Origin of the sequence: Rhodobacter xanthinilyticus (genome assembly GCF_001856665.1) — a bacterium.
GTDB classification, from domain to species: domain Bacteria; phylum Pseudomonadota; class Alphaproteobacteria; order Rhodobacterales; family Rhodobacteraceae; genus Rhodobacter; species Rhodobacter xanthinilyticus.
The window spans coordinates 1,453,424-1,478,290 of record NZ_CP017781.1 but is presented as its reverse complement, the minus strand read 5'-3'; the positions used below and the strand labels follow the sequence as shown (position 1 = coordinate 1,478,290).

Here is a 24,867-nt window from a genome sequence, read left to right as displayed (position 1 = left end):
CGGCCCCGGCACGATTTCGCGCGCCCTGCGGCAAAAATCCGCCGCCCGAGGGAACCCGCCGCCGCCCGGCGCGTTGATGTTGCGACGGCGCAAAGCGCGCCGAAATCAACCCCTTAGGGAAAAGGAGAATACCATGCTCGGTTGGGCTCTGACGTTCCTTGTCATCGCACTGATCGCGGCAGCGCTCGGGTTCGGCGGTATCGCCGGGGCCTCGGCGTCGATCGCGCAGGTGCTGTTCTTCATCTTCATCGTGCTCTTCGTGATCGCCATGATCGCGCGCGCGCTGCGTGGCCGACCGCCGGTCTGACCCGCGCCATCGCGCCCCAAAAACCGCCCTTCGGGGCGGTTTTTTCATGCCTGCGGCCCGCCGCCCCCCCATGCCTTCCGATCGCCGTGCACATGCAAAAACCCCCGCGGTGGCGCCACCGCGGGGGTCTCTCTCGGAGGATCTGTCCCGGAGTATCTCTCTCGGCGATCAGCCCTGATAGGCGGGCAGCGCCTCGAGTTCGGCCTTGCTCAGCGCGGTCGCGGCGCGCAGATCCTCGGGCGTCGCGCCCTGGGCGATCGAAAGCTGCGCAAGCTCGATCGCGACCGGCTTTTCGCCAATGCCGAGGAAGCCGCCGACATCGATCACCGCCTGCGCTGGCGCGCCCTTGGCATCGAGCACCACGCGCGCGATCTCGCCCACGCGGGTGTTTTGCGCGTCATAAACCGGCGTGCCCTCCAGCGCCTCGACGCTCAGCCCCGCCGTCTCGATCGGGTGATAACCCGTCTCGCCCGCCGGCAGCACCGCCGCGGTCTTCTCCTCCGGGTAGATCGGCGAAGCCTCGAGCGTGGCGCGGTCGGCCGCCATCACCAGGAAGAAATCGTCCGGGTCGTCCTCGGTCGAGGCATCGGGCACGAAGCGGATCGCCTCCATGCCGACGGCCACGCGGTGCTCGCCGATGCCGAGGAAGCCGCCGAGATCGACGAGCACCGCCTCGACGCCGCCCTCGCGGGTCAGGACGAGATCATGCACCTCGCCGATATCGGACCAGCCCTCCTCGGGGCCGGCGGCCATGGGCGCCTCGCCCTGCGCCTCCATCTGCGCGGGGTCGGCGGCATAGATGCGCATGCCGATCACCTGCGAGGCGGTCAGATCGGTCGGGTCGACCGCCGAGCGGAAGGGCGAGGGTTCGGCCCCGGCGGCGGTGGCAAGGCTGGCCAGGATGGCGGTGGAAAGCATCAGCTTTTTCACGGCAAATCTCCGTTTTTGCTTCATTTTACCGCGCGTCATCGCGCTTGCCACATCAACCCGCGGCAGCGCGAAACGTTCCGACCCGCTCACGGGTTTGTCATCTGGGGGCCGCAGATCGGGGGGCGCTCAGCCCTCGGCGAGCGGGAAGCTCAGCGTCGCCACGGTGCCGCGGTCGGAGGCGAACTCGAGCCGCCCGCCGAGCTGGTCGGTGAATTGCAGCGCCACCCGCAGCCCGAGGCTGCGCGAGCGTTCGGGCTGAAAATCGGGCGGCAGGCCCGGGCCATTGTCGCGCACGACAATCCGCGCCTCGGCCCCCTCGCGGCGCACGGTTACGGTGATCGCCAACGCCGCGCCCGCCTGCGTTGCATGTTCGAGCGCATTCGAGACCAGCTCGACCACGATCAGCCCGATCGGCGTCGCCTGATCGCCGCTCACCTTCAGGCTCTCGCCGCTCACCCGCAGCTCGGGCGCGGGCTCGAGCGCGAACCCGCCGATCACCTCGGGCAAAAGCCCGCCCAGAAGCGCGGCGATATCGGCCTCCTGGCGCTTGGGGTTGTGCAGCTGGCGCTGGATGCCGGCCATCACCTGCAGCCGCGCCGAGGCGGTATCGAGGGCGGCGCGCGCGGCCTCATCCTCGAGCTGGCGGCGCTGCATCTTCAAAAGCGAGGCCACCACCTGCAGGTTGTTCGAAACCCGGTGTTGCAGCTCATGGAACATCAGCTTGTTTTGCACCGCGAGCGCGTCGGAGGTCTGTTTCTCGGCGTCGAGCTTCCTGAGCGCCTCGCGCATCAAATGGATCAGCACGATATCGGTCGCGACGATGAAACAGTAAAACAGGAGCGCAAGCAGGCTGGCGCCGTTGAGCGCCCAGCTGCCCACCGGATTGATGAAGAAATACCAGGACGCGAGCCCGCAAAGCACCGCCGCCCCCACCCCCGCGCGGGTGCCGGCAAAGAAGCTCGTCAGGATCACCGCGGGGAAGAAGGTCAGGTAAGGAAAGCCCGGCGGCAGCGCCCCCTCGAGCTCGTAGCGCAGCCCGAAAGCCACCGCGACGACGCCAAGCGTGATCCCCGCTTCCTGCACCGGACCATGCTGAGCCGTGGCCCAGCGCCGCATCCTCTTCATCGCCACCCCCAAGGCCGCCATCGCGCCACCCTGCGCACTAGTCTCCCGTTTTGCAACGGTTTTTTCGACACCTGCCGCAACGGCGAGACAGATACGCGCAAAATCGCGCAAGCCCCGCGGAACCCGCGCGCCGCCCGGACGTTCTCTCCCCGTAACCCGGCGCAACCCGCGCCAGCTCAGGAGATGACGATGAATATCGACCAGATCAAAGGCCAGTGGAAACAACTCAAGGGGGCCGCCCGCACGAAATGGGGCGAGATCACCGATGACGAATGGGAGCAGATCGAGGGCGAGCGCGAGCGGCTCGTGGGCGTGGTGCAGGAGCGCTACGGCAAGGCCCGCGAAGAGGCCGAGAAAGAGGTCGATGACTGGCTTGCCAAGATGTGATAGACTGGCGCCGGAGCCTGCGGGCTCCGGGCCCCTTTCCCGGAACAGGAGGCCGCAATGACCGAATTTTCCCTTCTCAATGTCTCGGGTTTTGGCGGGCTGATCGTCCTCGCGCTCGACATCTATGCGCTGATCTCGATCCTCGGATCGGGGGCGAGTGCCGGGCGCAAGGCGCTTTGGGTGCTGGTGATCGTGCTCCTGCCGCTCCTGGGCTTCGTGCTGTGGCTGCTCTTCGGCCCGCGTGCGGAGAAACGTCTCGTGTGAGGATGCCATGACCGACCTGCCCGCCTTTCTCCCCCTGTTGCGGCTGCTCAAACGGCTGTTGCGGATCAAGCTGCGGCTGTGGGAGCTCACCGCGCGCGAGCGGGGCGGCTGGGCGGTCGAGGCGGTCGTGTTTGGCGTTCTGGCGCTCTTCATGGTGGCGCTCGGGCTCGGGCTCGGGCTGGCGGGCGCGGTGATGGCGCTGATCGCGGCGGGGTTCAGCGCGGCGGCGGCGCTCGGGCTGATGGCGGGGGCGGCGGCGGTCTTGGCGCTCGTCTTCTGGCTTCTGGCGCGGGCGCGGGCGGCGCAGGTGCTCCGGCACCGCCCACCGAAACTCTAATTCTTCAGCCTTTTCAAAGGCTTTCCCTGAAAGGACAGATCCATGGCTGGTAAAGCTCTGAAAAAAGAAATGAAAGATCTCGAAGCTCAGGCCGCGGCGGCCGAGGCGGAAATCACCTCGCTCTGGGCGGGGCTCGGGGCGAAATCGCCGTCGGGCGCGCGGCTTGCGGCCGGCGCGGGGCTTGGCGCGCTCGCGGGGGCAGGGATGCGGGTCAACCCGCTCCTCGGGGCGCTCGCGGGGCTCGGCCTTGCCTATCTGAGCGCGCCCAAACGCGGGCTTTTGGACGAGGCCGAGGCGGCGCTCGCGCCGAAAAAGCCGCTCGGTGAGGCGGCGGCGGAGGCCCGCGAGGCCTGGCGCGCGCTCGCCGATGCGGCCTATGCGAGCGCCGAGGAGAAGCTCGCCACGCTGGCCGAGGTGAGCGCGCAAAAGGGCGCCGAGGCGCTCGATCTGGCGCGGGAGAAGGCGAAAATCGCTGAGGCGCTCGCGCAAGATCTTGCGGTGTCCTTCCGCCATGACCTCGAGGGCTTGACCGAGGATACCGCCGAGCGGGTGGCGCAGGCCCGCGCCGAGGCTTATCGCCGGGCGCGCGAGATCGGCGCGCAGGCGGCCGAGGGGATGGAGGCGGGCCTCGATCTGATCCGCCGTCACCCCTATGCCACGGCGGCGGCCGGGGTTGCGGGCGCCACCGCGATCTGGGCGGCGCGCTCGCCCAAGGCGCGCGCGCAGCTGGCGCAGATCGCGCCCGATCTGGCGCGGCTGGCGCCCTATGCGGCGCTCGCCGAGAGCCTGTTGAGCGCGCGCAGCACCGCCGCCGCGCAGGGCCCGGCCGAGGCGATGATGCGCAAGGCGGGCGCGCAGGCGCGCGCGGCGCGCGACAGCGCGGGCGAGGGCCTGCGCGAGACGAGCGCCGATCTGCGCGCGCGCCTTGCCGATGAGATCGAGACCCTCTCGCGCGCCGCGCAGGAGCGGTTGCGCGGCAACGGCCTCGCGCACTGACCGCGCCCTCTCTCCCCCTCCCCCCACCGGGCCGCCGCCACCCCGCGGCGGCCCGTCTCACACAGGGACCGCCGATGGACCGTGCCGCCCAGATCTCGCTTTGCCTGCTCGCCGCGCTGGCCAGCGCCGCCGCGCTCGACGCCACCGCCGATATCGCCGCGCCAACCACGCTTGGCCTCACCGTCGGGCTCGTGCTCGCGCCGCTGGCCGAGGCGCTCGAGCGGCGCGGGCTGGCGCGCGGGGGGGCGGCGCTCGCGGCGCTGACCGTCGCGCTGCTCGCGATCGGCGGCATCTTGCTGCTCTTCCAGCCGATCCTCGCGCAGCTTTTCGAACAGGCGCCGAAGGTCTGGAGCGATCTGCAAGACGTGCTGCGCGCGCTGCGGGGGCTTGCCTCGGGGCTCAAGGATGTCTCGCGCGAGGTCGCGACGACGGTCAACCCGGGCAGCCCCGCGAGCGCCGCCCCGCCCGAGGGCGCGATCGCGATGCCGACGGTCACCGATGCGCTGCTGATCGCGCCGGCGGTGGGCGCGCAGGTGCTCACTTTCATCGGCGCGCTGTTCTTCTTCCTGCTGACCCGACGCGAACTTTACACCGCCCTGCCCGCCCGCCTTGCCCGACCGCAGGCGCGCGCCGGCCTCACCGCGCGGCTCTTCGCCGCCGAATCCCTCGTCTCGCGCTATTTCGGGATCATCACGGTGATCAACGCGGCCCTCGGCGCGGCGACGGGGCTGTGGCTCACCGCGCTCGGCCTGCCCGGGGCGCTGGCCTGGGGGGCGCTCGCCTTTCTGGTCAATTACATCATCTTCCTCGGGCCGGCGCTTCTGTTCGTGACGCTGCTCTTTGCGGGGGTGGCGGGTTTTGACGGGGCGGCGGCGCTCTTGCCGGCGCTTGGCTATATCGGGCTGAATTTCCTCGAGAGCCAGTTCGTCACCCCCGCCTTTGTCGGCCGGCGGATGGAGATCAACCCGCTCGGCGTATTTCTGGCGCTGCTCTTCGGGATCTGGCTCTGGGGGCCGATCGGGGGGATCGTGGCGATCCCGTTGATCTTGTGGGCGATGGCGCTCTGGCAGGAGCCCGCCGCGCAGGACGGATGAAGAACGCCCCGCAAGCCATTGGCTGCGGGGCGTTTTTCTGTCCGGCGCATGGGCGCGGCCCTGCGCTCAGGCGGGGTCTTCTTCACCGGCTTCGGGCGCGCCCTCGGGCGGCTCGGCGGGGGCGCGCCTCGCCTCGGCCTCATCGAGCGCGCGCAGCGGGAAGACCACCGCCAGCCGATAGCGCCCCGCCTCAGTCAGCCCGCGCTCCACCCGCCCCTCGAGCTGGCGGGCAAAGGCGGTCAGGAGCTGCGTGCCAAACCCGTCCGAGGTCATGGCGCTCGGCGCCGGCGCGCCGGAGCCGATGTCATTGACGAGCTCGAGCCGCGCCTCGCCCGCCGTCGGGCAATGGCCAAGCCGCAGATCGACCCGCGCGCGCGCACCCGCGCCGGCATGGCTGTGCTTGATGACATTGGCGAGCCCCTCGGTCAGAAACAGCGCCAGCGGCACCGCCTGATCGGGCGGCAGGCGGATCTCGTCGATCGCGGTCTCGACCGCGAAGCGCCGCCGCGGGGTCTCGGCGATCTTCAGGATATGGCGCACGATCTGCGGCAGGAGTTCATCGGCGCGCACATCGGTCAGCCCGCTCGTCTGGTAGAGCTCGCGGTGGATGGTGGCGAGCGAGAGCACGCGCTCCTGCACCGAGCGCATCGCCTCGCGCGCCTCGGGGCTTTTGACCGAGCGCAGCTGCATGTTGATGATCGAGGCGATCAGCTGGAGGTTGTTCTTCACCCGGTGGTGGACCTCGCGCAGGAGCACCTCTTTTTGGTGGATGATATCCTCGAGCTCGGCCTCGTCATGCAAGATCGAGAGCGTCATCTTCTCATAGGCCGCCCCCACCTCGCGCAGCTCGCGCGCGGCCGCGCCAAAGGCGAGCGGCTTGACCTTGCGATCGCCCCCGGCAAAGGCGGTGATCGAGGCCCGCAGCGCGCGCACATGGCGCAGAACCTGCGCCTCGGCGGCAAGCCAGGCGACCAGCAGGCTCGCCCCCCACATCAGCGCCGGAAACAGCGAGGCCGGCAGATCGGCGTTGAGAAAGCTCAGCCCGAGCTGCTCCTCGGGCCAGGAGCCGACGAGATAGATCTGCCGCGGGACCAGCGGCACCACCGCAAAGGCGCGCATCTCGCCCTCGGCGGTGCGCGCGAGAAAACTGTCGCCGCGGTTGCCAAGCCAGGGCTCGATCGAAAAGCCCCGCGGCAGCCGGCCGGGCGCCTGATCGACCCCGATCGAGGAGGTCAAAAGCTCATCTTCGTTGGAAAAGGTGAAGAGCGCCAAGGGCTTGCCCTCGGCGCCGAGATCGCCATCGGTCTCGCGGCGCAAGATCGAATGGGGGATCGAGAGCGACAGAAACCCCGTCACCCGCCCCGCGCCATCCATCACCGGATTGACCAGCAAGAGCACCGTCGTCTTCGACATCACGCCGCGGCGGTTGAGCCGCAGCACCGGGCGCGGGTCCTCCATCATCGCCCGCAGCGTCTCGGTCTCGCCGAAATTCATCGACTCGCCATTCGAGGTGCAGCGCATCTGGCCATTGGCCTCGACATAGCCCGCAAAGGAAAAGAGCGCCTGATTGGCGCTGACGAACCGCTCGAGCGTCGCGCGGCACTCGGCCTCGGCCTCGGGTGTCGCGGGGTCGATGCCGCCCATCGCCGCCGCGAGCCCCTGCGCCGCGCCCTGGGCGCGCATGATCTGCTCGCTCAGGCTCGCCCCCGCCATCAGGGTCTCGCCCAAGATCGCGGTCTCGGCGCGTTTGCGGGAGACGGAATTGGCCTCGAGCGTCTGCACATAGGTGAGCACCGCCAGCGGCAGAAGCGCGAGCCCCATCAAGATGACGAGGCGCGCGCCGAGGCCGCCAAGGCGGCGCGGCAGCGCCCGTCTCATGCCGCCGCGATCCCCGAGCGGCCCATCACCGCCAGCGTCTCGGCCGATTGGCCCGCGACCGGGTCCTCGCCCTCCTCGAGCCCGAGAAGCTCGGCCAGCCGCGCCCGCGCCCGGTGCGCGCGGCTTTTCGCCGTGCCCGTCGCCACCCCCATCATCGCGCCCGCCTCCTCATAGGAATAGCCGTTCGCGCCGACGAGGATCAGAACCTCGCGGTGTTCGGGGGTGAGCTGATCGAAGGCGCGGGCGAATTCGTCGAGCGCAAGCCGCCCGTCATGGCGCGGCGGATCGAAAAGCGCGGCCGCATAGGCGCCCTCGGGGTCGGCCACCTCGCGGCGGGTCTTGCGGCGCGCCGAATAGAAGGTGTTGCGCAAGATCGTGAAGAGCCAGGCGCGCAGGTCGGTGCCGACGGTGAATTTCTCGATATTCGACCAGGCCTTCAGGATCGCCTCCTGCACGAGGTCATCGGCCTCGGAGACGTTACGGGTGAGCGAGATCGCGAAGGCGCGCAGCGCGGGGATATGATCGGCGAGCTCGTCGCGCGGATCGGCGAAAACCGGCGGCGTCTCGGTCATTGGCCGCCCTCCGCCTTGCGCGCGGCCTCGGCGGATTTGAGCTGCGCGAGCAGATCCTTGAACCGGTCGGGCACCTCGAGGCTCAGCGCATCTTCATAGACGCGCTTGAGGTTCTCGTCGATATCGCGCCGCAGACGGGGCTTGGGCGGGGTCTCGGGCATGTTTTCGCTTGCACTCATTTTCGTAATTTCCGCGATTATTCATGGAACCCAACGCGGGGGAAGCGCGTTGGTTCCCTGAAAAAAATGCATTGGGAGTATTTTTCATGGCATCGACTGCCGATCTCGACCTCAGCTCCGCGATTGCGCGCGACCTGCCCTATCTGCGCCGCTATGCGCGCGCGCTGACCGGCAATCAGGACAGCGGCGACCGTTTTGCCGCCGCGACGCTGGAGAGCCTCTTGGTCGACCCTTCGGTTCTGGCCGCCGCCGAGACCCCGAAACTCGGGCTCTTCCACGCCTTCCACCTGGTCTGGTCGAGCGCCGGCGCCCCCTTGGGCGAGCCCGACAGCCGCTACGGCGCCCAGGCCCAGGCCCATATGGCGCGCCTCACCCCCAATTCCCGCGAGGCGCTGCTGCTCAACGTCATCGAGGGCTTCACGGTTCCCGAGATCGCCGCGATCATGCAGCGCGAGCGCGACGAGGTCGATCTTCTGATCCGCGCCGCTCAGGCCGAGATGGAGGCCGCGGTGACCGGGCGGGTGATGATCATCGAGGATGAGGCGATCATCGCGATGGATATCGCCGATATCGTCACCTCGATCGGCCATGAGGTCACCGGCATCGCGCGCACCCGCAAGGAGGCCGTGGCGCTTGCCGCGAAGATCAAGCCCGACCTGATCCTCAGCGATATCCAGCTGGCCGACAATTCCTCGGGGATCGATGCGGTCGACGACATCCTCGCGCAGTTCGAGGATATGCCGGTGATCTTCATCACCGCCTTCCCCGAGCGGCTCCTGACCGGCGCGAAGCCCGAGCCCGCCTTCCTGATCACCAAGCCCTTCTCCGAAGAACAGGTCCGCTCGGCGGTGAGCCAGGCGATGTTCTTTGCCTCGACCGAAGGGATCGACGCCTGACGGGTTTCCCTCCCCCCAAGGCTCCCTCCGACTGGCCCCGGCCCCGAGCTCACCCTCGGCGCCGGGGTCTTTTTATGTCTTTTCAATGATTTGCGTAGAAATTTCGGGCCCGGGCCGGAACCGCGAGGCGCCCTGCGCGTTGATCTTGCGAAGGCCGGAGCCCCGGCCCCCCGTTGAAAGGACAGATCATGTTTTCCAAGATGAAGATCGTCACCGCCGCCGCGCTGAGCGCGGCGAGCCTCCTCGCCGCGCTTCCCGCCGGCGCGATGCCCACCGCGCCGATGGTCAAGGATGTCCATGTCAGCGCCGATGTCAGCGCGATCGCGAACCCCGAAGCCGCGCGCTATTTCGCCCGCATCGCCCCCGATCTCGAGGCCGCGATCGAGGCGCGTCTCGTCGATCACCTGAGCGCCGATCTCGGCTCGCGGATCGTGATCGATATCGACGAGCTGGCGCTTTCGGATTCGTTCAAGACCGTCACCGGGATCGAGGATGCGGTGCTTGCCGGCAAGGTGGTGATGACCGGCGACCCGGCGGGCGTGATGGGCGGCAGCTATCAGGTCTCGGTCTCGACGCGCGCGCTGATCCCGGCGCAGGATCTGGGCAAATCGGTGGTGGTGAGCACCCGCGACGAGCCGGTCTATTACAAGGCGCTGGTCGAGAGTTTTGCCGAGAGCGTCGCGGCCCAGGTCAAATAAGCGGCTCAGCCATCGGGGCGGGTGAAGACATAGCTGAGGCCCGCCGCGATCAGCCCGCCGACGCCCAGCCCCTGCCACAGCGTCGGCTCGCGCAGCACCACAAACACCCCGAGCCCGGTGAGCGAGCCCGCCCCCGCCATCCATTTGGCGCGCCGCGGGATCGCCCCGGTCTCGCGCCAGGCGCGGATCAGGGGCCCGAACTGGCGATGCTCGAGCAGCCAGGTCTCGAGCCGGCGCGAGGAGCGCGCGAAAGCCGCCGCCGCGACGATCAGGAAGGGCACCGTCGGCACGACCGGCAAGAACAGCCCGACAAAGCCGAGCCCGGTGAACAGAAGCCCCACCACGAGCCAAAACGCGCGGATCAGCGCGCGTTTGCGCGCGCGCCGCCCCGCGCGCGCGCGCGCCCGGCGGCGGCGGATCTCGCGGGCGGTCTCATGCGGGTCTTGCGGGCGTTCGGGCGGGCTTTCGGGCATCAGACGGGCTCCGGGTTCGGGGCCGCAACCTGCGCTGCGGGCGCGGAGGCGTCAAGCCCCCGCCCCTCCCCCTCAAGCCCCCGCCCGCGCCACCTGCGGCAAGAGCCAGACCCCCTCGCGCGGCGCGGTGTTGAGGCAAAGCTCGCACCGATAGGCCCGCGACAGAAGCGGCGCCGTCATCACCTCGGCGGGGCGCCCCGCGGCGGCCACGCGCCCGCCCTCCATGAGCACCATCGCGCCCGCATGCATCGCGGTGAGGTTGAGATCATGCATCACCGCCACCACCCCGCCCCCCGCGCGCGCGAAGCGGCGCAGCACGCCCATCACCTGCAACTGATGCCCGATATCGAGCGCGGCGACGGGTTCATCGACGAAAAGCCAGGCCGGGCGGCCCTCGCTCACCGGCTCCCAGACCTGGGCGCGCACCCGCGCGAGATGGCCGCGCGCCTGCTCGCCGCCCGACATGTCCTGAAAGAAGCGCTCGGCCTTCGCGCCCAGCCCGACCTCGGCCAGCGCCGCCTCGACGACGCCGGGGAGATGCGCCGCCGCCCCCGCCTGATGGCCCATCGCGACGACCTCGCGCAGCGTGAAGGGAAAGCCCAGCGTGCTCGCCTGCGGCAGCACCGCGCGGCGGCGGGCAAGCGCGCGCGGCGCGAGATCGGCCAGCCGCTCGCCCTCGAGGCTGATCGCGCCGCCGCCCGCCAGATCGCCGGTGAGGCGGCGCAGGAGCGTGGTTTTCCCCGAGCCATTCGGGCCCACGATCGCGGTGATCTGGCCCGGGCGGGCCTCGAAATCGACGCCGTGGAGGATCTCGCGGCCACCAAGCCGCGCGGTCAGGCCGGTTGCGAGCAGCATCTCAAAGCTCCAGAACGGCGCGGCGCGCCAGCAAGATCCACAGAAAAACCGGGGCGCCGATCAGCGCCATCAAGATGCCGATCGGCAACTCGGCGGGCGCCACGACGAGCCGCGCGGCGGTATCGGCGCCGATGAGCAGCGCCGCCCCGAAGAGCGCCGAGAGGGGCAAGAGCAGCCGGTGCCCCGGCCCCACCGCGAGGCGCAGGATATGGGGCACGACGATGCCCAGAAAGCCGATCCCGCCCGAGACCGCCACCGCCGCCCCGGTCATCGCCGCGACCGCCAGGATCGCGCCGCGTTTGACGCGCTCGACCGGCACCCCCATGTGGCGCGCCACCGCCTCGCCCAGCGCCATCGCATCGAGCCCGCGCGCGAGCGGCACCGAGAGCGCGAGCCCGGCGAGCAGGATCGGCCCCGCGGCGGTGAGTTTGAGCCAGTTCGCTCCGGCGAGCGAGCCGAGCCCCCAGAAGGTCAGGTCGCGCAGCTGCGCATCATCGGCGAGGAAGATCAGGATGCCGGTGAGCGCGCCGGCGAGCGCGCCAAGGACGATCCCCGCGAGCAGCATCGTCGCGATCGAGGTCTGGCCGCGCAGGCTGGCCACGCGGTAGAGCACGACGACCGCCGCCCAGCCCCCCGCGAAGGCGAAAAGCGGCACGAGATAGATCCCGGTCGCGGCGCGGATCGCGACGGGCAGCGCGCCGCCGAGCACGATCGCGATCACCGCGCCGAGCCCCGCCCCCGCGCCGACGCCCACGAGCCCCGGATCGGCGAGCGGGTTGCGAAACAGCCCCTGCATCAGCGCCCCCGAGACCGCGAGCCCCGCGCCGACGAGCGCGCCAAGCAGCAGCCTTGGCAGGCGGATATCATAGAGGATCGCGGCCTCCACCGGCGAGAGCGGGCGCAAGAGCGGCTCCCAGGGCGCAAGGCCCGAGGCGCCGAGGCTGAGGCTGAGCCCGGCGGCGGCGAGGAGGAGCGCGAGAAGCCCCACCGCCACCGCCCCGGCGGGGAGCCGATGGGCGGGGGCGGGTTTGGGCGCGGCGAGCGGCGCGGCGCTCATCTCAGCGCGCCTTCGCAAAGAGCGCGCGATGGAGCGCGGTGATCGCCTCGGGCGTGCGCGGGCCAAAGCCCAGAAGGAACATCCCCGGCATCCGCACGATGGCCCCCGCGCGCCCCGCCGGCGTTGCGGCGAGCGCCGGGTGGGCGAGGTAATCGGCCTCCGTCGCGCCCTCGCTCGCGCCGCCATCGCCGCGATCCATCACCAAAAGCACATCGGGCGCGGCGGCCGCGATCGCCTCATCGGTGAGCGCCTTGTAGCCCGAAAACCCGGTGATGGCGTTTTCGCCGCCGGCGAGGTCGATCATCGCCTGCGCCGCGGTCCCGGCCCCCGCGCCGGTCAGCCGCCCGCCGGAATTGCCAAGGATGAACAAGACCTTGGGGGCCGGGCCGGGCTCGGCCGCGACGGCGGCCTGCGCCGCCGCCATCTCGGCCGCGAGGCGCGCGTTCAGCTCCGCGCCCTTCTCGGACACGCCCAGCGCCGCCGCCACCGCGGCGACCTTCTCGGTCACCGCCTGCGGGGTGATCCCCTCGGGGATCGTGACCATCGCCACCCCCGCCGCGCCCAGCGTCTCGAGCGTCTCGGCCGGGCCCGCGCCCGCGCTGAGCAAGATCAGATCGGGCGCGACCGAGAGCATCCCCTCGGGCGAGAGCTGGCGCATATAGCCCACATCGGGCAGCGCCGCGGCCGCGGGCGGGAAGGTCGAGGTCGTGTCGCGCCCGACGAGGCGGGCCTCCTCGCCCAGCGCATAGACGATCTCGGTGACGCCGCCGCCGACCGAGAGCACCCGGCCGGGGCCCTCGGCGCGCGCGAGCGCGGGCCACAGAAGCAGCGCGATCAGCCCCGCACGGATCATTGCGCGCCCTCCAGCACGGCGGCGCCTTCGGCCTCGGGCAGCCCCGCAACCAGCGCGTTCCAGGCCGAGACCGCCCCCTCGCCCGCCTTCAGCACGCCAAAGATCTGCGCGATCAGCCCGCCGTCCGCGTCAAAGACCTCGACCGAATGGGCCGGGCCGCGGGCGGTGTTCTTCACCACCCGGTAGACCTCGGCGATATGGTCGGTGCGCAGGTGGAAATCGAAGCCCGGGTCGAGCACGTTGATCCAGGGGCCCATCTCGACCACGCGTTTGATCGGGCCGGTGTGGATCTCGATCATGCCCTGATTGCCGACGAAGACCATGATCGGCACGGCGATCTCGGCGGCCTGCGCGAGCAGCCGCTCGACCGCGCCGGGCGCGAGGCGGCGGGCATAGGGCGCGCCCGCCAGCCGATAGGCGCCGAGCCGGTTCATCTTGAGCCGCGCGCACAGGCGCAGGAACTGATGGGTATCGGTCAGCGCCTCCCAGCCCGCGATCAGCTCGGCGCGCCGCTCGGGCGCTGCGCGGGGCGCCTCGGGGGCCGCGCGGGGCGCAAGATCGAGGGCCGCGCCCTGATCGGCAAGGCGCAGATCGGCCAGAAGCGGCGCCCAGGCGCCCGCATCGCTCTCGGGCCGCAGGTAGATCTTGTGGACCGCCTCGCCCGCCGCATCGAAGATCTGGAGCGAGCGTTTCGGGCCCGCGGGCCCCTCCTCCTCCAGCGCGAAGCCATGCACCCAATGGCGCGGGAAGATCCGCAGGTCGATCTCTTCATGGACGACGAGCGCGGCATGGGGGCCGGGGCGGTAGCCATCATAGACGCCGACTTTCTCGATCACGCAGCTCTCGTTGCGGGTCAGCGCCATCAGGGGCCCGAAAGCCGCGAGCCGGGGGATGAGCGCGTCGGGGTGGGCGGCGATGCGCGTCGCGCCCGCGCCCACGAAGGCCGCGCAGAGCTCGGCCTCGGTGATGCCGAGGCTTGCGGCCAGATCGCGGGCGCGGGTTTTCGGGGCGTCGGCGCGGGCCGCGCGGATCATCTCAGGGGTGGGTTTCATCACAAATCTCCGGGGTCAGAAGCGCAGCGAGGTGCCGATATGGAAGGTGCGGCCCTGGCCGTTCTCGGTGGCCGAGGCGGAGAGCCAGGGCACATAGGTCTCGTCGAAGAGGTTGGTGACCTTGGCATAGACCAGCGCATCCTCGGTCACGGCATAGCTCGCGAAGAGATCGACGAGCTCATAGCTCGTGTCCTTCTGATAGGGGGTGCTCGTATAGGTATCGGTGAAGAGCCCGCCCGAGACGTAGTTATACTGCGCGCCGAGCGTGAGGCGGTCCTCCATCAGGCGCTTCGAGAGCCGCAGGGAGAGCGTGTCATCGGGCAGATATTGCCCCGCGCCGAGCCCCGGCATCTGGCTCGGCAGGGTGCTGTCGTTATGGGTGTAGCTCAGCCCAAGATCATAGCTTTGCCAGCCATAGGCGAGCTCGAGCTCGAGACCCTTGGTCTTCGAGGTGCCGGGCACGTTGACGAAAGCCGCGCCGGTCTGGCCGAAGGCATTGGTGAAGGCCATGCTGGTGACGATGTAATTCTCGACCGACATGTCGTAGTAATTCACCCGCCCCGAGAGCCGGTCGCCCGCCGCGAAAAGCCCCTCGCGGTCGATGTTGAAGCCGATCTCGAAGCCCTCCTCGGTCTCGGCCTCGAGCGCGGGGTTCGCGATCATGCCGATGCCGCCGCCCGGATGGGTGCCGCCGAGCATGGTCTCTTGCAGCGTCGGCGCGCGCATCGCGCGCGAGAGCGTCAGATAGGGTTGCAGCGCGGGGGTGAGCTGATAGGCGAGCGTCAGTTTCGGGTCGAGCGAGCTGTTGTCGATATCGATCGCGCCCTGCGAGGCCTGGCCCTCGAGCCGGTAGGAGGCGCCGCGCAGCCCGGCGGTGATCTCCCAGGGGCCGTTGCGGAAGACGTTTTCCGAGAAAACGGCGGCGCGGCGCGCGGTGCCCGAGGTCGGGTTCACCCCGCCCGCCGTGCCGCCGAGCCGGTCCTGCGCGGCCTCGAAGCCGTTCGCCGAGGTCAGCGCCCAGGCGCCGAGCGCAAATTCCGAAGTATTGGTCGCGTCAAAGCCGGTGGTGCGGGTCGACATCACCCGCCCGACCGCGGAGCCCGTGCCCGCGATCCAGTCGGTCTCGGTCTTGCCGGTATAGGCGTTGAGGCGCAGATCGACCCGCCCGTCGCCCGGCGCATAGCGATAGGAGAGCTTGGCGATATCGTTGCTCAGCGCCTGGCGGTAGCTCGTGGCGAAGAAATCGGTCTCGTAATGCATCACCGAGAGCCCGATCCGCTGGGCATCGCTCAGGTCATAGCCGAGCTTGAAGAGCTGCGAGGAGATGTCCTGATAAGTGTTGGCGACGGGCGTATCGGCGCCGTCCTCGTAATCGTCGCCGGTGTGGCGGCTGAGCGCGAGGAGCATGTCGAGCCGCCCCGCTTTCATCGCGGTCGCGGCCATGCCCGAGGCGGCCTCACCGTTATCGGCATAATCGAAGCGCAAGAGCGCGCCGCGGCTCGCGCCGTCTTTGAGCACATCGCCCGCCTCGATCGTGCGGAAATCGACCGCGCCCGCGTAGCCCGAGCCGCCCGTCGCGGTGACCGGCCCGCGGGTGATATCGACGCCGGTGACGAAGTTTTCATCGACGAAGGTGAAGCCCTGCGCCGAATGGCCGGTCAGCCGGTAGCTCTGCGGCACGCCATCGACCGACATCGCGACCCGCCCCGAGCCCTCGAAGCCGCGGATATTGACCGCAAGGCCGGGGTTGCCCGGGTCTTTCTGGGTGAAGACCGAGGTCTGCTGGCGCAGCAGCCCGTCGAGATCGGTGGTAGAGGTCGCGCCGCGCAGATCGGCCTCGCCCAGATGGGTGGCATTTTCGCCCGCGAAAATCGGCGTGCCGTCCTCGGCATAACCGATCACGATCTGGCCCAGATAGGTCGGGCCGTCGAGCGATTGGGCGCCGAGCGGCGCGCTCAGGGCGGTGGAGGTGAGCAGGAAGGCGGCCAGATGCCGCGCGGTGAGGCGCATGAGAGACTCCCGGTCAAGACGCGAAAAGGGCGGCTGGCGGGAGAGCTGGCAGCGGTTCGGGGGGAGGACTCGCTTATCCGAGTTAAAATGTCAAGATTGCCTGTGCGCCCCGAAAACAGAAAAAGCGGCGCCGAAGCGCCGCCTTCAGGGCCGGGGGTCGGGGCCGGGGATCAGGGGTGCCTCAGCCCCAGCCGACGACGCCTTTGATCTCGGTGAAATCATGGATCGCCCAATCGGCATATTCGCGGCCATTGCCCGATTGCTTGTAGCCGCCGAAGGGCGCGAAGAGATCCCAATCGGGGCCGTTGACATAGACCGACCCCGCGCGCAGCCGCCGCGCCACGGCGCGGATCTGCGCGAGGTCTTCGCCCTGGAGATAGGCGGCGAGCCCGTAGGGGGTATCATTGGCGATGGCGATCGCCTCCTCCACCGTCTGATAGCCGATGATCGACAGGACGGGGCCGAAGATTTCCTCGCGCGCGATGGTCATGTCATTGGTGACATTGCCAAAAACCGTGGGCTTGACGAAATAGCCGGTGGCGCGCCCCTCGGGTTTGCCAAGGCCCCCGCAGGCGAGCGTCGCGCCCTCGGCGAGGCCCGCCGCGATCAGGCGTTGCACCTTCTCGAACTGCAGCGCCGAGACCAGCGGGCCCATGGTGGTCGCCTCCTCGGCCGGGTCGCCCACGACCACGCCCGCCGCCGCCTCGGCCGCAATCGCCATCGCCTCGGCCATCCGCGCGGCGGGCACGAGCATCCGCGTCGGCGCGTCGCAGCTTTGGCCGGTGTTGTTCATCACCCCGATCGTGCCCTCGCGCACGGCTTTCGCGAAATCGGCGTCGGGCAGGACGATATTGGGCGATTTGCCGCCAAGCTCCTGCGCCACGCGCTTGACCGTCTCGGCCGCGGTGCGCGCCACGATCACGCCCGCCCGCGTCGAGCCGGTGAAGGAGACCATGTCGACATCCGGATGGCCCGACATCACCTGCCCGACATCGGGGCCGGTGCCGTTGACCATGTTGAAAACGCCCGGCGGCAGGCCCGCGGCGTCGATCATCTCGGCAAACAGCACCCCCGACATCGGCGCGATTTCCGAGGGTTTGAGCACTACCGTGCAGCCCGCGATCAGCGCCGGCGCGACCTTGCACATGATCTGGTTCATCGGCCAGTTCCAGGGCGTGATCAGCGCGCAAACGCCGACCGGCTCGCGCAGGATCCGGGTCGGGCCGCGCATGGTTTCCCATTCGAAGCGCTCGGCGGCGGCGATCGTGGCCTCGAGATGGCCCTGGCCGGCATAGGCCTGCGCCTCGCGCGCCCAGGTGATCGGCGCGCCCATCTCGGCGCTGATCGCCTGCGCCATCTCCTCATAGCGAGCCATGTAGACGGCCAGGAGGCGCTTGGCGGCGGCGATGCGCTCGGCCACCGGGCGCGCGGCCCAGTCCGGGAAAGCGGCGCGCGCGGCGGCCACGGCGCGGTTCACATCGGCCTCGGTGCCCAGCGCGATCGCGGCATAGGGCGCCTCGGTGGCGGGGTTGATCACCTCGAGCGTGGCGTCGGTGGCAGGCGCGACCCAGGCGCCGTCGATATAGAATTTCAGGGCATTGGACATGGACATCTCCTCGAAAACGGGCGGCTTTAGGCCGGAAGCAGGATCGCGCCGGCGCCGGGGCGCAGCGCAAGGGCGGCCTGCGCGCCATCGGCGGGCAGGCTTTGCGCCGCGGCGCGGGGGATATCGAGCACCACCTCGGCGCCATCGGCCAGATGGCCGACGACCCGCAGGCTGCGGCCGTGGAAGACGGTGGTGGTGACGGTCAGCGCCGCGGTCTCGGGGCCCGGGGGCACGAGGATGAGATCCTCGGGGCGCAGCCCGAGCGTGACGGGCGCGCCCGCGGGCAAGGCCCCTGCCCCCTCGACCGGCAGCGTCAGCCCGCCGCCCGCGACCCGCCCGTCGCCCGTCGCGCGCCCGCCCAGCAGGTTCATCGTGCCGATGAAGCCCGCGACGAAGCGGGTCGCGGGGCGGTCGTAGAGCTCGGCGGGGGTGGCGATCTGCTCGATCTGCCCGCCGCTCATCACCGCGATCCGGTCGGAGATCGAGAGCGCCTCGGTCTGGTCATGGGTGACCATCACGAAGGTGGTGCCGAGCCGGTGCTGGAGCGCCTTGAGCTCGACCTGCATCTGCTCGCGCAGGCTCGCATCGAGCGCCGAGAGCGGCTCATCGAGGAGCAGCACCTGCGGCTCGCAGATGATCGCGCGGGCGAGCGCGACGCGCTGGCGCTGGCCGCCCGAGAGCGCGGCGACGGGGCGCTTGGCCTTGTCGGCCAGGCCCACGAGCTCGAGCGCCTGCGCGACGCGGCGGCTGATCTCGCCGCGCGCGGTGCCGCGCACCGAGAGCCCGAAGGCCACGTTCTCGGCGACATCCATATGCGGGAAGACCGCGTAATCCTGAAAGACGGTGTTCACGGGGCGGCGGTTCGGCGGCAGATGGCCGATCTCGCGGCCCTCGAGCAGCACCTGGCCGGCGGTCGGCGCCTCGAACCCCGCGATCACCCGCAGCGTGGTGGTCTTGCCGCAGCCCGAGGGGCCAAGGAGGCTGACGAATTCGCCGCGCGCGATGTCGAGATCGATGTCGCGCAGGCCGAAGACGCCGCCGCCGAAATCCTTCGACACGCCGCGCAGGCTCAGGAGCGGGTCAGTCGGCATCGCGCACCTCCGAGGGTTTGGTGGAATTCACCCAGAGGATCACCGCGCGCTCCGCGCCGTCGTTGCGGAAGGCATGGAGCAGCGTCGAGCGGAAGGCGAAGCTGTCGCCCGCGCGGAGTTGATAGCTGGTGCCGTCGATCGTCAGCGCGATCTCGCCCGCCATCACATAGCCGAATTCATGGCCCTGATGGGCATAGGCCTCGGCCGAGCCGCCGCCGGGTTCGACCTCGACGGTCATGCCGGTGAGCGTGGCGCCCGGCGGCGAGAGGAGCTGTTTGCGGATCCCCTCGGAGCGCACCGGCAGATCGCGCCGCCGGCCCGCGCGCACGCAGTAGATATCGTTGCCCTCCGCGCTGTCATCGAGCAGCACCGAGGGCTCGATGCCGAGCGCGGCGGCGAGCGGCCAGATCGTGCGCACGCGCAGCGAGGAGACACCGCGCTCGACCTGGCTGAGCGCGCCGACCGAGAGCCCGGCCTGAGCGGCGAGCTCGGCCAGCGACAGCCCCGCCTCGAGGCGCAGCGCGCGCAGCCGCCGCCCGACGACGACATCGGCCTGATTGCCCTCGGGGGCGGGTTTGCGCGCGGGTTCGGCGCCAGAGTCGGGGCCAGAGTCGGGGCCGGGATCGGCTTCGGGATCGGGGGCCATGCTATGCTCTTCGGTCATCATCGTCCTGTCCTGGTAAGGGGCGGCGCGGCGCGCCGCCCGCCGGCCTCAGCCACCCGCCTTGACGCGCTCGAACATCTTGGCGAGATCGTCGTTTTGCTTCATCGGCCCGGTGAAGATCGTGGTCTCGAGCATCTTCTGCGGGTCGGCGGGCAGTTTCAACTCCTCGAGCTTGGCGGGCGCGACCTCGCCAAAGGCGGCGTCGGTCGAGGCGCCATAGCCGTAAGCCTCGATCAGATGCTTGCCCGAGCCCGCCTCGAGCGCGCTGTTGATGAACTCATAGGCGAGATCGGGGTTCTTGGCATCCTTGAGCATCACAAAGCCGCAGGTCCAGGTCAGCATGCCTTCCTTCGGGTCCATGAACTCGACCGGCACGCCCTGCCCCTTCAGCGCGACGGCCGAGGCGTTCCAGGTCATCGCGGCGACGAGCTCGCCCGAGGCCAGCGATTGCTCGATCGAGGTCATGTCGGTGGTGTAGGTGGTCAGCAGCGGGCGCTGTTCGCGCAGCTTCTCGGCGACCTTGTCCATCTCGGCAGGCGTCATGTCGAACGGGTTCACGCCCGCCAGAACGGCCGCGACGAGGGGGGTGTCATGCACCGCGTCGATCGTCGCGAGCCGCCCGGCATATTGCGGATCCCAAAGCATGTTCCAGCTCATCTCGGCATCGGGGGCGACCATGTCGGTGCGGTAGAGAACCGAGGTATTGCCCCAATCCCACGGCACCATCCAGACCTTGCCGTCGCCCGCCTGAATATCGGGGAGGTTGCGGAAGGCGGGGAAGATATGCTCCCAATTCGCGATCTTTGCGGTGTCGATCGGCTGCAACAGGCCCTCGGCGTTCCAGCGCGCGATCTTGTCGTAGCAGGGATGCGCGAGATCGGGGTGGAAGCCCGCCTTGACCTTGGTGAACGCGTCATCGTCATCGCCGAAGACCGAGATATCGACCGCATCGGGATGCGCGGCGGTATAGCTTTCGTGGAAGACGGGGAGCTCATAGCCCGACCAGGTGAAATAGGTCAGCTTGTCCGCCGCAAGGGCGGGCGCGGCTGCGAGCGCACAGGCGGCAGCGGTGAGAAGCAGGGTCGTGCGGGTCATTCTGGCCTCCGGGTGTTGGGTTTGTGTGGTTTTTTGTGGGTCGTTGGGGTCACAGGCGGGAGCGGCGGCGCAGGAGCTCGGCGAGCCCCGCCAGCAGCACCGAGACGGTGAGGATCAGAGTGCCGAGCGCCATCACCACCGGCAGCGATTTCGGGAAGCGCAGCTGGCTCCAGATATAGAGCGGCAAGGTGGGCTCGGTGCCGGCGAGGAAATAGGCGACGATGAATTCGTCAAACGAGGTCAGGAAGGCCAGCGTGAAGGCCGAGCCGATCGCCGAAGCCGCGAGCGGCAAGATCGCGCGGCGCAGCACCACCCAATCGGAGGCGCCGAGATCGGCCGCGGCCTCGGCGATCGAGCGCGGGATCGCGGCGAGGCGCGCGCGGATCACCGTCACTGCGGCGGGCAGGCAGACGAGCACATGCCCCCCCACGATCGCCAGCCGCGAGGGCCCGAGGCCGGCGAGATTGACGAGGATGAGGAGCGCAATGCCGACGATCACGCCCGGGATCAGGATCGGCAGCCGCGCGAGCCCTGCCACCAGCCGCGCAACCGGGCCGCGGGCGAAGACATCGAGATAGCCGATCGTGGTGGCGCAGAGCGTGGTGATCGTGGCCGAGGCGGCGGCGATGATCAGGCTGTTCTTCAGCGCCTGCGCGATCGCCGGGGTCTCAAGGAGCGTGCGATACCACCCCAGCGTCGCGCCCTTCAGCGGGAACGCCGCCTGGATCGCATCGTTGAACGAAAACAACGGGATAAGCGCCACCGGCAGGTAGAGAAAGACGATATAGGCGCCGACATAGAGCGGCAGGATCGACAGCCGACGGGTCATGCGCGGCTCCCCCAGCGTTTATCGGCGCGCCGCACCAGCGCCACCGCGAGCAAGATCACCGCCATCGTCGCCACCGCCAGCGCCGCCCCGAAGGGCCAGTCGTTGGCCTTGCCGAACTGCGCCTGGATGAGCGTGCCGATCATCGTGCTCGACGGGCCGCCGACCATCGCCGGCGTGACGTAATCGCCCAAGGTCGGCACGAAGACGACCAGCGCGCCGCCCAGCACGCCGGGCATCGAGAGCGGCAAGACGATGCGGCGGAAGGCTTGGGCGCGGGAGGCGCCGAGGTCGGAGGCCGCCTCGAGCAGGCTCGGCGGGATCGTCTGAAGCGCCAAGAAAATCGGCAAGATCGCGAAGGGCGCATAGGCATGGGCGAGCGTGATCACCACCGCGGTGGGGTTGTTCAGGAAGGCCGTCGAGGGCGCATCCCAGAGCCCGAGCCCGGTCATCGCCGAGTTCAGCACGCCGTTATAGGCCAGCACCACCTTCCAGGCGAAGACCCGCAGCAGGTAGCTCGTCCAGAACGGCAGCGTGACCAGAAACAGGATCAGCCCGCGCCAGCGCCCGGCGCGGAAGGCCAGAAACCACGCCACCGGGTAAGCGGTGACGACGGTCGCGAGCGTGACGAGCCCCGCGATCCAGAGCGAGCGGCCCATCACCCGCGCGTAAAGCGGGTCGGTGACGATCGCGGTGAGGTTGGTGACCGAGAGCGGGCCGAGCAGGAAAGCGCCGTCATTGCGCCGCAACGCGAGCAGGAGCACGAGCCCCAGCGCGAAAAGCACAAGCCCGAAGGTCACCGCCACGCCGGGCACCGAAAGCGCGGCGCGGAACGGGCGGCCATTGGCGAGGGTCTGGATCGGAGGCATCGGCGCTCTCAGGATTCGTGAACTTGCTCAGGTTTCCGCAGGATGTGTGAAATAGCAACTATCATTTTCATAATATGAATCGAAAGTAGCGATTTTCACGAATTTGCTCAAATGCCCAGCGCGTCGCGCAGCCGGAACAGCACCACCGCCGCCCGCACCGCCGGTTTGCGCAGGGCATGGAAGGGGATCTCGCGCAGCGGCAGGACCGGGAAATCGAGCCCCGCCTCGGGCACACCGCTCGCCCAATCGGCCAGAACCCGGCCCATCGCGGTGCCGAGCGCGAGGCCGCGGCCGTTGTAGCCGGTGGCCGACATCACCCGGGGCCCGAGCGGCGCGAGATGGGGGTAATGGTCGGCGGTCATCGCGACATGGCCGCCCCAGGCGTGCTCGAAGGGCGTATCGCCGAGCTGCGGGAACATCTGCCGCGCAACGCGGCGCAGGTTGGCTTGCAGCTTGGCGGTGGTGGCGTCGGAATAATCGCCCCGCCCGCCGATCACGAACCGCCCGGCGCCATCCATCTTGTAATAGACCATCACGCGGCGCGAATCCGAGGCCGCCTGACGGCCCGGCAGGATCGCGGCGCGCACCGCCTCGGGCAGCGGCGCGGTGGCGACCTGAACCGAGCGCACCGGCACCAGAGACCGCGCGAGCGCGGGGGCGAGCGGGCCGCTCTCGGCATTGGTGCAGATCAGCGCGCGGGCGGCGGACACAAGCCCGCGCGGGGTCTTGATCCGCACTCCCGCCATCGTGGTTTCCATAGCGTTTGCAGGGGTTTGCGCGAAAATCTGCGCGCCGGCGGCGGCGGCGGCGCGCGCCAGGCCCAAGGTATAGTTGAGCGGATGCAGGTTCGCGCCGCGCGGGTCGAGAAGCCCGCCGGTATAGACCTCGGTGCCGATTTTGGCGGCGACCTCGGCGCGGCTGAGGAGCGACAGCTCGACCCCTTGCGCCGCCCAATCGCGCGCGCGCGCCTCGAGCGCGCGCAGCGAGGCCGCGTCATGGGCGGGCTGGATCCAGCCGGGCGCGACCGCGTCGCAGCCGATGGCATGGCGCGCGACGAGATCCATCGCAAGCCCCGGCGCGCCGCCCGAGAGGCGCAACATCCGCCCGCCGAGATCGGCGCCAAAGCGCGCGATCACGGCGGAGGGATCGTGTTTGAGACCCGGGTTGAGCTGGCCGCCGTTGCGCCCCGAGGCGCCCCAGCCGGGCGTCGCGGCCTCGAGCACGACCACCGAAACGCCGCGCTCGGCCAGATGCAGCGCGGCGCTCAGCCCGGTCACGCCGGCGCCGATGATGACGACCTGCGTTTCGATGCGCCCGTCGAGCGCGGGGTATCGGGGCGCCGGCGCGGCGGTGGCGGTCCAGAGCGAATTCGCAAGGACGGGCGTTTCATGCGGGATCATCGGGGCCTCAGGGAGATGTGAAATTCCGCTCAAGCATTTCACATCCTGAAATCACGGCGCAAGATTTCATTTCCCCACCCGCACGAAGCGGGCAAAAATGCGCAGATTGCGCGCAAAAATCGTGCAAAGGGGGATGCGGGGGGGAAATGGTGAGCCGTACAGGATTCGAACCTGTGACCCGCTGATTAAGAGTCAGCTGCTCTACCAACTGAGCTAACGGCCCGCCGAAGCGTGGGCCCTGCATGCGCCTCCGGGCGAGGGATGTCAACCGTCGATCGGCGCGATTGCCGGCCCCGCGTGCATTTGTCGAAAGCTCCCCGGCTTCGCTGCGGTCTCGCTGCGATTTCGCCCGATTTCGGTGCGAGCCTTGCGCCAAACCGAGGTGAGGTCGCCATGTTCAAAACTCTCGTCCTGGCGGGGCTCCTGCTGTGCCCCGGCCTGCTCTTCGCCGGCAAGGCGGGGATTGGCGCTTGGGAAAACCCTACGAAAACAACGCTCAACTGGATCGAGACCACGCCCGAGATCGGCTGGTATTACAACTGGCGCCCCGATCAGATCCGGCGCGGGGGGCGCCGGGGCGCTCGGTCGAATTCGTGCCGATGATCCATGGCCGCGCCGAGGAGGGCAAGCGGATCGTCTCCGACCTGCCGATCACGGCGCTTTTGGGCTTCAACGAGCCTGATCAGCGCAGTGCGGCGGGCGGCTCGAAGCTGTCGGTGGAGGAGGCGCTTGCGCTCTGGCCGCGGCTCGAGCGGCGCGGGCTGCGGGTCGATTTCATCGCGGTGCATTATTACTTGACCGACGGCGATGTCGCGCAGTTCGAGCGCTGGTTGCGGGCGGTTCATGCCGCCTATCGCCGGCCGATCTGGGTCACCGAATTCGCCTATATCGACCGGCGCCGCCCGCAGGCCGCAAGCTATGGGGCCAATGCCGAGTTTGCCGAGCGGGCGATGCGGATGATGGAGCGGCTGCCCTTCGTCGAGCGCCACGCCTGGTTCGCCGCCAACCCCTATGACTGGAACGGCACGCGGCCGAAGATCAATCTGGTGACCGACGAGATGCGGCCGACGCCGCTGGGCGAGGTATTTGCGCGGGTGCTGCGCGCGCTCGGCTCCTCGCGGCTCGCGGCGGAGTGAGCGCGGCGCCTCAGCGCCGCGAACAGCGCGATTTCGAGCCAAAGCCCGAGGGCGAGCAGATCCACTGACCGGTGCCGGGCGCGGAGATCTGGGCGATGCGGGTGGGGGCCGGGGCGGTGCCGGGGCGCAGCCAGTCAAAGCGGGCCTCGCCCTGGCCGGCGGCGGTTTTCACCACGCGCGCGGGGCTTGCGTTCTCTCATACGCCCCGCTTCGCAAA

Annotated in this window: 29 protein-coding genes and 1 tRNA gene; 10 read left to right on the top strand and 20 right to left on the bottom strand. The window is 69.6% G+C overall.

Annotated features, from left to right (window positions below):
- The first annotated feature begins 133 nt into the window (after positions 1-133).
- Positions 134-307 (top strand): DUF1328 domain-containing protein, encoded by a 174-nt coding sequence (locus tag LPB142_RS07320; protein WP_071165968.1) that lies wholly within the window; start codon positions 134-136, stop codon positions 305-307.
- A gap of 168 nt (positions 308-475) precedes the next feature.
- On the opposite strand, the gene LPB142_RS07315 is transcribed toward LPB142_RS07320, so the two are convergent.
- Positions 476-1,237 (bottom strand): PRC-barrel domain-containing protein, encoded by a 762-nt coding sequence (locus LPB142_RS07315; protein WP_068765086.1) that lies wholly within the window; start codon positions 1,235-1,237, stop codon positions 476-478.
- A gap of 126 nt (positions 1,238-1,363) precedes the next feature.
- Positions 1,364-2,362: a sensor histidine kinase gene (locus LPB142_RS07310; RefSeq protein ID WP_198037874.1), complete on the bottom strand. Its 999-nt coding sequence runs from the start codon at positions 2,360-2,362 to the stop codon at positions 1,364-1,366.
- A 189-nt stretch (positions 2,363-2,551) separates the two neighbouring features.
- Here LPB142_RS07310 and LPB142_RS07305 point away from each other — a divergent pair, with 189 nt between their 5' ends.
- From LPB142_RS07305 to LPB142_RS07285, 5 genes are all read left to right on the top strand, one after another.
- Positions 2,552-2,749 carry a CsbD family protein gene (locus LPB142_RS07305; RefSeq protein ID WP_071167167.1) on the top strand — a complete coding sequence of 66 codons (198 nt, stop codon included), beginning with the start codon at positions 2,552-2,554 and terminating at the stop codon, positions 2,747-2,749.
- Positions 2,750-2,806: 57 nt separating this feature from the next.
- On the top strand, positions 2,807-3,013 hold the full coding sequence (locus LPB142_RS07300) for a PLDc N-terminal domain-containing protein (RefSeq protein WP_068765085.1): 207 nt from the start codon (positions 2,807-2,809) through the stop codon (positions 3,011-3,013).
- A gap of 7 nt (positions 3,014-3,020) precedes the next feature.
- Positions 3,021-3,350: a hypothetical protein gene (locus LPB142_RS19010; protein WP_068765084.1), complete on the top strand. Its 330-nt coding sequence runs from the start codon at positions 3,021-3,023 to the stop codon at positions 3,348-3,350.
- A gap of 69 nt (positions 3,351-3,419) precedes the next feature.
- A complete protein-coding gene (locus LPB142_RS07290; protein WP_071165967.1) occupies positions 3,420-4,346 on the top strand; it encodes a hypothetical protein in 927 nt (308 codons plus the stop codon).
- A gap of 74 nt (positions 4,347-4,420) precedes the next feature.
- Complete coding sequence (locus LPB142_RS07285) at positions 4,421-5,440, top strand: AI-2E family transporter (protein ID WP_068765082.1); 1,020 nt, start codon at positions 4,421-4,423, stop codon at positions 5,438-5,440.
- Between the two features lie 66 nt (positions 5,441-5,506).
- Here LPB142_RS07285 and LPB142_RS07280 read toward each other — a convergent pair whose 3' ends face one another.
- The 3 genes from LPB142_RS07280 to LPB142_RS07270 are packed head-to-tail and all read right to left on the bottom strand — an operon-like array spanning position 5,507 to position 8,069.
- Entirely contained in the window at positions 5,507-7,318 is a 1,812-nt protein-coding gene (locus LPB142_RS07280; protein ID WP_068765081.1) for a sensor histidine kinase, read from the bottom strand.
- Complete coding sequence (locus LPB142_RS07275; protein WP_068765080.1) at positions 7,315-7,890, bottom strand: RNA polymerase sigma factor; 576 nt, start codon at positions 7,888-7,890, stop codon at positions 7,315-7,317. The genes LPB142_RS07280 and LPB142_RS07275 overlap by 4 nt, the downstream gene beginning before the upstream one ends.
- Positions 7,887-8,069 (bottom strand): NepR family anti-sigma factor, encoded by a 183-nt coding sequence (locus tag LPB142_RS07270; protein ID WP_232230990.1) that lies wholly within the window; start codon positions 8,067-8,069, stop codon positions 7,887-7,889. The genes LPB142_RS07275 and LPB142_RS07270 overlap by 4 nt, the downstream gene beginning before the upstream one ends.
- A gap of 86 nt (positions 8,070-8,155) precedes the next feature.
- On the opposite strand from LPB142_RS07270, the gene LPB142_RS07265 reads away from it, so the two are divergent.
- Positions 8,156-8,965: a response regulator gene (locus tag LPB142_RS07265; protein WP_071165965.1), complete on the top strand. Its 810-nt coding sequence runs from the start codon at positions 8,156-8,158 to the stop codon at positions 8,963-8,965.
- A 188-nt stretch (positions 8,966-9,153) separates the two neighbouring features.
- Positions 9,154-9,663 carry a hypothetical protein gene (locus LPB142_RS07260; protein ID WP_071165964.1) on the top strand — a complete coding sequence of 170 codons (510 nt, stop codon included), beginning with the start codon at positions 9,154-9,156 and terminating at the stop codon, positions 9,661-9,663.
- Positions 9,664-9,668: 5 nt separating this feature from the next.
- Here LPB142_RS07260 and LPB142_RS07255 read toward each other — a convergent pair whose 3' ends face one another.
- The 14 genes from LPB142_RS07255 to LPB142_RS07190 form a co-directional block, all read right to left on the bottom strand.
- Entirely contained in the window at positions 9,669-10,136 is a 468-nt protein-coding gene (locus LPB142_RS07255) for a YbaN family protein (RefSeq protein ID WP_156894338.1), read from the bottom strand.
- Positions 10,137-10,208: 72 nt separating this feature from the next.
- The gene (locus LPB142_RS07250; RefSeq protein ID WP_071165963.1) at positions 10,209-10,991 is read right to left on the bottom strand and encodes a heme ABC transporter ATP-binding protein; all 783 of its coding nucleotides are present in this window, start codon (positions 10,989-10,991) and stop codon (positions 10,209-10,211) included.
- A 1-nt stretch (position 10,992) separates the two neighbouring features.
- Complete coding sequence (locus tag LPB142_RS07245) at positions 10,993-12,048, bottom strand: FecCD family ABC transporter permease (protein WP_068765076.1); 1,056 nt, start codon at positions 12,046-12,048, stop codon at positions 10,993-10,995.
- A gap of 1 nt (position 12,049) precedes the next feature.
- Positions 12,050-12,901 carry a heme/hemin ABC transporter substrate-binding protein gene (locus LPB142_RS07240; RefSeq protein WP_071165962.1) on the bottom strand — a complete coding sequence of 284 codons (852 nt, stop codon included), beginning with the start codon at positions 12,899-12,901 and terminating at the stop codon, positions 12,050-12,052.
- Positions 12,898-13,953 carry a hemin-degrading factor gene (locus tag LPB142_RS07235; RefSeq protein WP_071165961.1) on the bottom strand — a complete coding sequence of 352 codons (1,056 nt, stop codon included), beginning with the start codon at positions 13,951-13,953 and terminating at the stop codon, positions 12,898-12,900. The genes LPB142_RS07240 and LPB142_RS07235 overlap by 4 nt, the downstream gene beginning before the upstream one ends.
- 15 nt (positions 13,954-13,968) lie before the next feature.
- On the bottom strand, positions 13,969-15,963 hold the full coding sequence (locus tag LPB142_RS07230) for a TonB-dependent receptor domain-containing protein (RefSeq protein WP_071165960.1): 1,995 nt from the start codon (positions 15,961-15,963) through the stop codon (positions 13,969-13,971).
- A 181-nt stretch (positions 15,964-16,144) separates the two neighbouring features.
- On the bottom strand, positions 16,145-17,569 hold the full coding sequence (locus tag LPB142_RS07225; protein ID WP_156894337.1) for an aldehyde dehydrogenase family protein: 1,425 nt from the start codon (positions 17,567-17,569) through the stop codon (positions 16,145-16,147).
- Positions 17,570-17,595: 26 nt separating this feature from the next.
- Positions 17,596-18,660, bottom strand: a complete 1,065-nt coding sequence (locus LPB142_RS07220) for an ABC transporter ATP-binding protein (RefSeq protein ID WP_071165958.1) — start codon at positions 18,658-18,660, stop codon at positions 17,596-17,598.
- Positions 18,650-19,327, bottom strand: coding sequence for a cupin domain-containing protein (locus LPB142_RS07215; RefSeq protein WP_198037873.1), 678 nt, complete (start codon positions 19,325-19,327; stop codon positions 18,650-18,652). Before LPB142_RS07215 ends, LPB142_RS07220 begins: the two co-directional genes overlap by 11 nt.
- A 45-nt stretch (positions 19,328-19,372) precedes the next feature.
- Positions 19,373-20,419, bottom strand: coding sequence for an ABC transporter substrate-binding protein (locus LPB142_RS07210; protein ID WP_071165957.1), 1,047 nt, complete (start codon positions 20,417-20,419; stop codon positions 19,373-19,375).
- A gap of 49 nt (positions 20,420-20,468) precedes the next feature.
- Positions 20,469-21,248 carry an ABC transporter permease gene (locus tag LPB142_RS07205; RefSeq protein WP_071165956.1) on the bottom strand — a complete coding sequence of 260 codons (780 nt, stop codon included), beginning with the start codon at positions 21,246-21,248 and terminating at the stop codon, positions 20,469-20,471.
- Positions 21,245-22,114, bottom strand: coding sequence for an ABC transporter permease (locus LPB142_RS07200; RefSeq protein ID WP_071165955.1), 870 nt, complete (start codon positions 22,112-22,114; stop codon positions 21,245-21,247). The genes LPB142_RS07205 and LPB142_RS07200 overlap by 4 nt, the downstream gene beginning before the upstream one ends.
- 107 nt (positions 22,115-22,221) lie before the next feature.
- A complete protein-coding gene (locus tag LPB142_RS07195; RefSeq protein ID WP_071165954.1) occupies positions 22,222-23,514 on the bottom strand; it encodes an NAD(P)/FAD-dependent oxidoreductase in 1,293 nt (430 codons plus the stop codon).
- 147 nt (positions 23,515-23,661) lie between these two features.
- Positions 23,662-23,737 (bottom strand) — tRNA-Lys (locus LPB142_RS07190).
- A gap of 170 nt (positions 23,738-23,907) precedes the next feature.
- Here LPB142_RS07190 and LPB142_RS19370 point away from each other — a divergent pair.
- Positions 23,908-24,117 (top strand): hypothetical protein, encoded by a 210-nt coding sequence (locus LPB142_RS19370; protein WP_071165953.1) that lies wholly within the window; start codon positions 23,908-23,910, stop codon positions 24,115-24,117.
- The gene (locus LPB142_RS07180; RefSeq protein ID WP_071165952.1) at positions 24,114-24,650 is read left to right on the top strand and encodes a glycosyl hydrolase; all 537 of its coding nucleotides are present in this window, start codon (positions 24,114-24,116) and stop codon (positions 24,648-24,650) included. The genes LPB142_RS19370 and LPB142_RS07180 overlap by 4 nt, the downstream gene beginning before the upstream one ends.
- 10 nt (positions 24,651-24,660) lie before the next feature.
- On the opposite strand, the gene LPB142_RS19005 is transcribed toward LPB142_RS07180, so the two are convergent.
- Positions 24,661-24,822, bottom strand: coding sequence for a hypothetical protein (locus LPB142_RS19005; protein WP_156506763.1), 162 nt, complete (start codon positions 24,820-24,822; stop codon positions 24,661-24,663).
- Positions 24,823-24,867 lie beyond the last annotated feature (45 nt).

Excerpts from the sequence above, each read along its gene's own strand:
- LPB142_RS07235 (WP_071165961.1), bottom strand. The coding sequence starts at position 13,953 with ATGAAACCCACCCCTGAGATGATCCGCGCGGCCCGCGCCGACGCCCCG.
- LPB142_RS19010 (WP_068765084.1), top strand. The coding sequence starts at position 3,021 with ATGACCGACCTGCCCGCCTTTCTCCCCCTGTTGCGGCTGCTCAAACGG.
- LPB142_RS07290 (WP_071165967.1), top strand. The coding sequence starts at position 3,420 with ATGAAAGATCTCGAAGCTCAGGCCGCGGCGGCCGAGGCGGAAATCACC.
- LPB142_RS07270 (WP_232230990.1), bottom strand. The coding sequence starts at position 8,069 with ATGAGTGCAAGCGAAAACATGCCCGAGACCCCGCCCAAGCCCCGTCTG.
- LPB142_RS07245 (WP_068765076.1), bottom strand. The coding sequence starts at position 12,048 with ATGAGCGCCGCGCCGCTCGCCGCGCCCAAACCCGCCCCCGCCCATCGG.
- LPB142_RS19370 (WP_071165953.1), top strand. The coding sequence starts at position 23,908 with ATGTTCAAAACTCTCGTCCTGGCGGGGCTCCTGCTGTGCCCCGGCCTG.
- LPB142_RS07195 (WP_071165954.1), bottom strand. The coding sequence starts at position 23,514 with ATGATCCCGCATGAAACGCCCGTCCTTGCGAATTCGCTCTGGACCGCC.
- LPB142_RS07310 (WP_198037874.1), bottom strand. The coding sequence starts at position 2,362 with ATGAAGAGGATGCGGCGCTGGGCCACGGCTCAGCATGGTCCGGTGCAG.
- LPB142_RS07205 (WP_071165956.1), bottom strand. The coding sequence starts at position 21,248 with ATGACCCGTCGGCTGTCGATCCTGCCGCTCTATGTCGGCGCCTATATC.
- LPB142_RS07180 (WP_071165952.1), top strand. The coding sequence starts at position 24,114 with ATGATCCATGGCCGCGCCGAGGAGGGCAAGCGGATCGTCTCCGACCTG.
- LPB142_RS07225 (WP_156894337.1), bottom strand. The coding sequence starts at position 17,569 with ATGTCCAATGCCCTGAAATTCTATATCGACGGCGCCTGGGTCGCGCCT.
- LPB142_RS07240 (WP_071165962.1), bottom strand. The coding sequence starts at position 12,901 with ATGATCCGTGCGGGGCTGATCGCGCTGCTTCTGTGGCCCGCGCTCGCG.
- LPB142_RS07300 (WP_068765085.1), top strand. The coding sequence starts at position 2,807 with ATGACCGAATTTTCCCTTCTCAATGTCTCGGGTTTTGGCGGGCTGATC.
- LPB142_RS07200 (WP_071165955.1), bottom strand. The coding sequence starts at position 22,114 with ATGCCTCCGATCCAGACCCTCGCCAATGGCCGCCCGTTCCGCGCCGCG.
- LPB142_RS07285 (WP_068765082.1), top strand. The coding sequence starts at position 4,421 with ATGGACCGTGCCGCCCAGATCTCGCTTTGCCTGCTCGCCGCGCTGGCC.
- LPB142_RS07255 (WP_156894338.1), bottom strand. The coding sequence starts at position 10,136 with ATGCCCGAAAGCCCGCCCGAACGCCCGCAAGACCCGCATGAGACCGCC.
- LPB142_RS07265 (WP_071165965.1), top strand. The coding sequence starts at position 8,156 with ATGGCATCGACTGCCGATCTCGACCTCAGCTCCGCGATTGCGCGCGAC.
- LPB142_RS07215 (WP_198037873.1), bottom strand. The coding sequence starts at position 19,327 with ATGATGACCGAAGAGCATAGCATGGCCCCCGATCCCGAAGCCGATCCC.
- LPB142_RS07230 (WP_071165960.1), bottom strand. The coding sequence starts at position 15,963 with ATGCGCCTCACCGCGCGGCATCTGGCCGCCTTCCTGCTCACCTCCACC.
- LPB142_RS07275 (WP_068765080.1), bottom strand. The coding sequence starts at position 7,890 with ATGACCGAGACGCCGCCGGTTTTCGCCGATCCGCGCGACGAGCTCGCC.
- LPB142_RS07305 (WP_071167167.1), top strand. The coding sequence starts at position 2,552 with ATGAATATCGACCAGATCAAAGGCCAGTGGAAACAACTCAAGGGGGCC.
- LPB142_RS07260 (WP_071165964.1), top strand. The coding sequence starts at position 9,154 with ATGTTTTCCAAGATGAAGATCGTCACCGCCGCCGCGCTGAGCGCGGCG.
- LPB142_RS07210 (WP_071165957.1), bottom strand. The coding sequence starts at position 20,419 with ATGACCCGCACGACCCTGCTTCTCACCGCTGCCGCCTGTGCGCTCGCA.
- LPB142_RS07250 (WP_071165963.1), bottom strand. The coding sequence starts at position 10,991 with ATGCTGCTCGCAACCGGCCTGACCGCGCGGCTTGGTGGCCGCGAGATC.
- LPB142_RS07220 (WP_071165958.1), bottom strand. The coding sequence starts at position 18,660 with ATGCCGACTGACCCGCTCCTGAGCCTGCGCGGCGTGTCGAAGGATTTC.
- LPB142_RS07280 (WP_068765081.1), bottom strand. The coding sequence starts at position 7,318 with ATGAGACGGGCGCTGCCGCGCCGCCTTGGCGGCCTCGGCGCGCGCCTC.
- LPB142_RS07320 (WP_071165968.1), top strand. The coding sequence starts at position 134 with ATGCTCGGTTGGGCTCTGACGTTCCTTGTCATCGCACTGATCGCGGCA.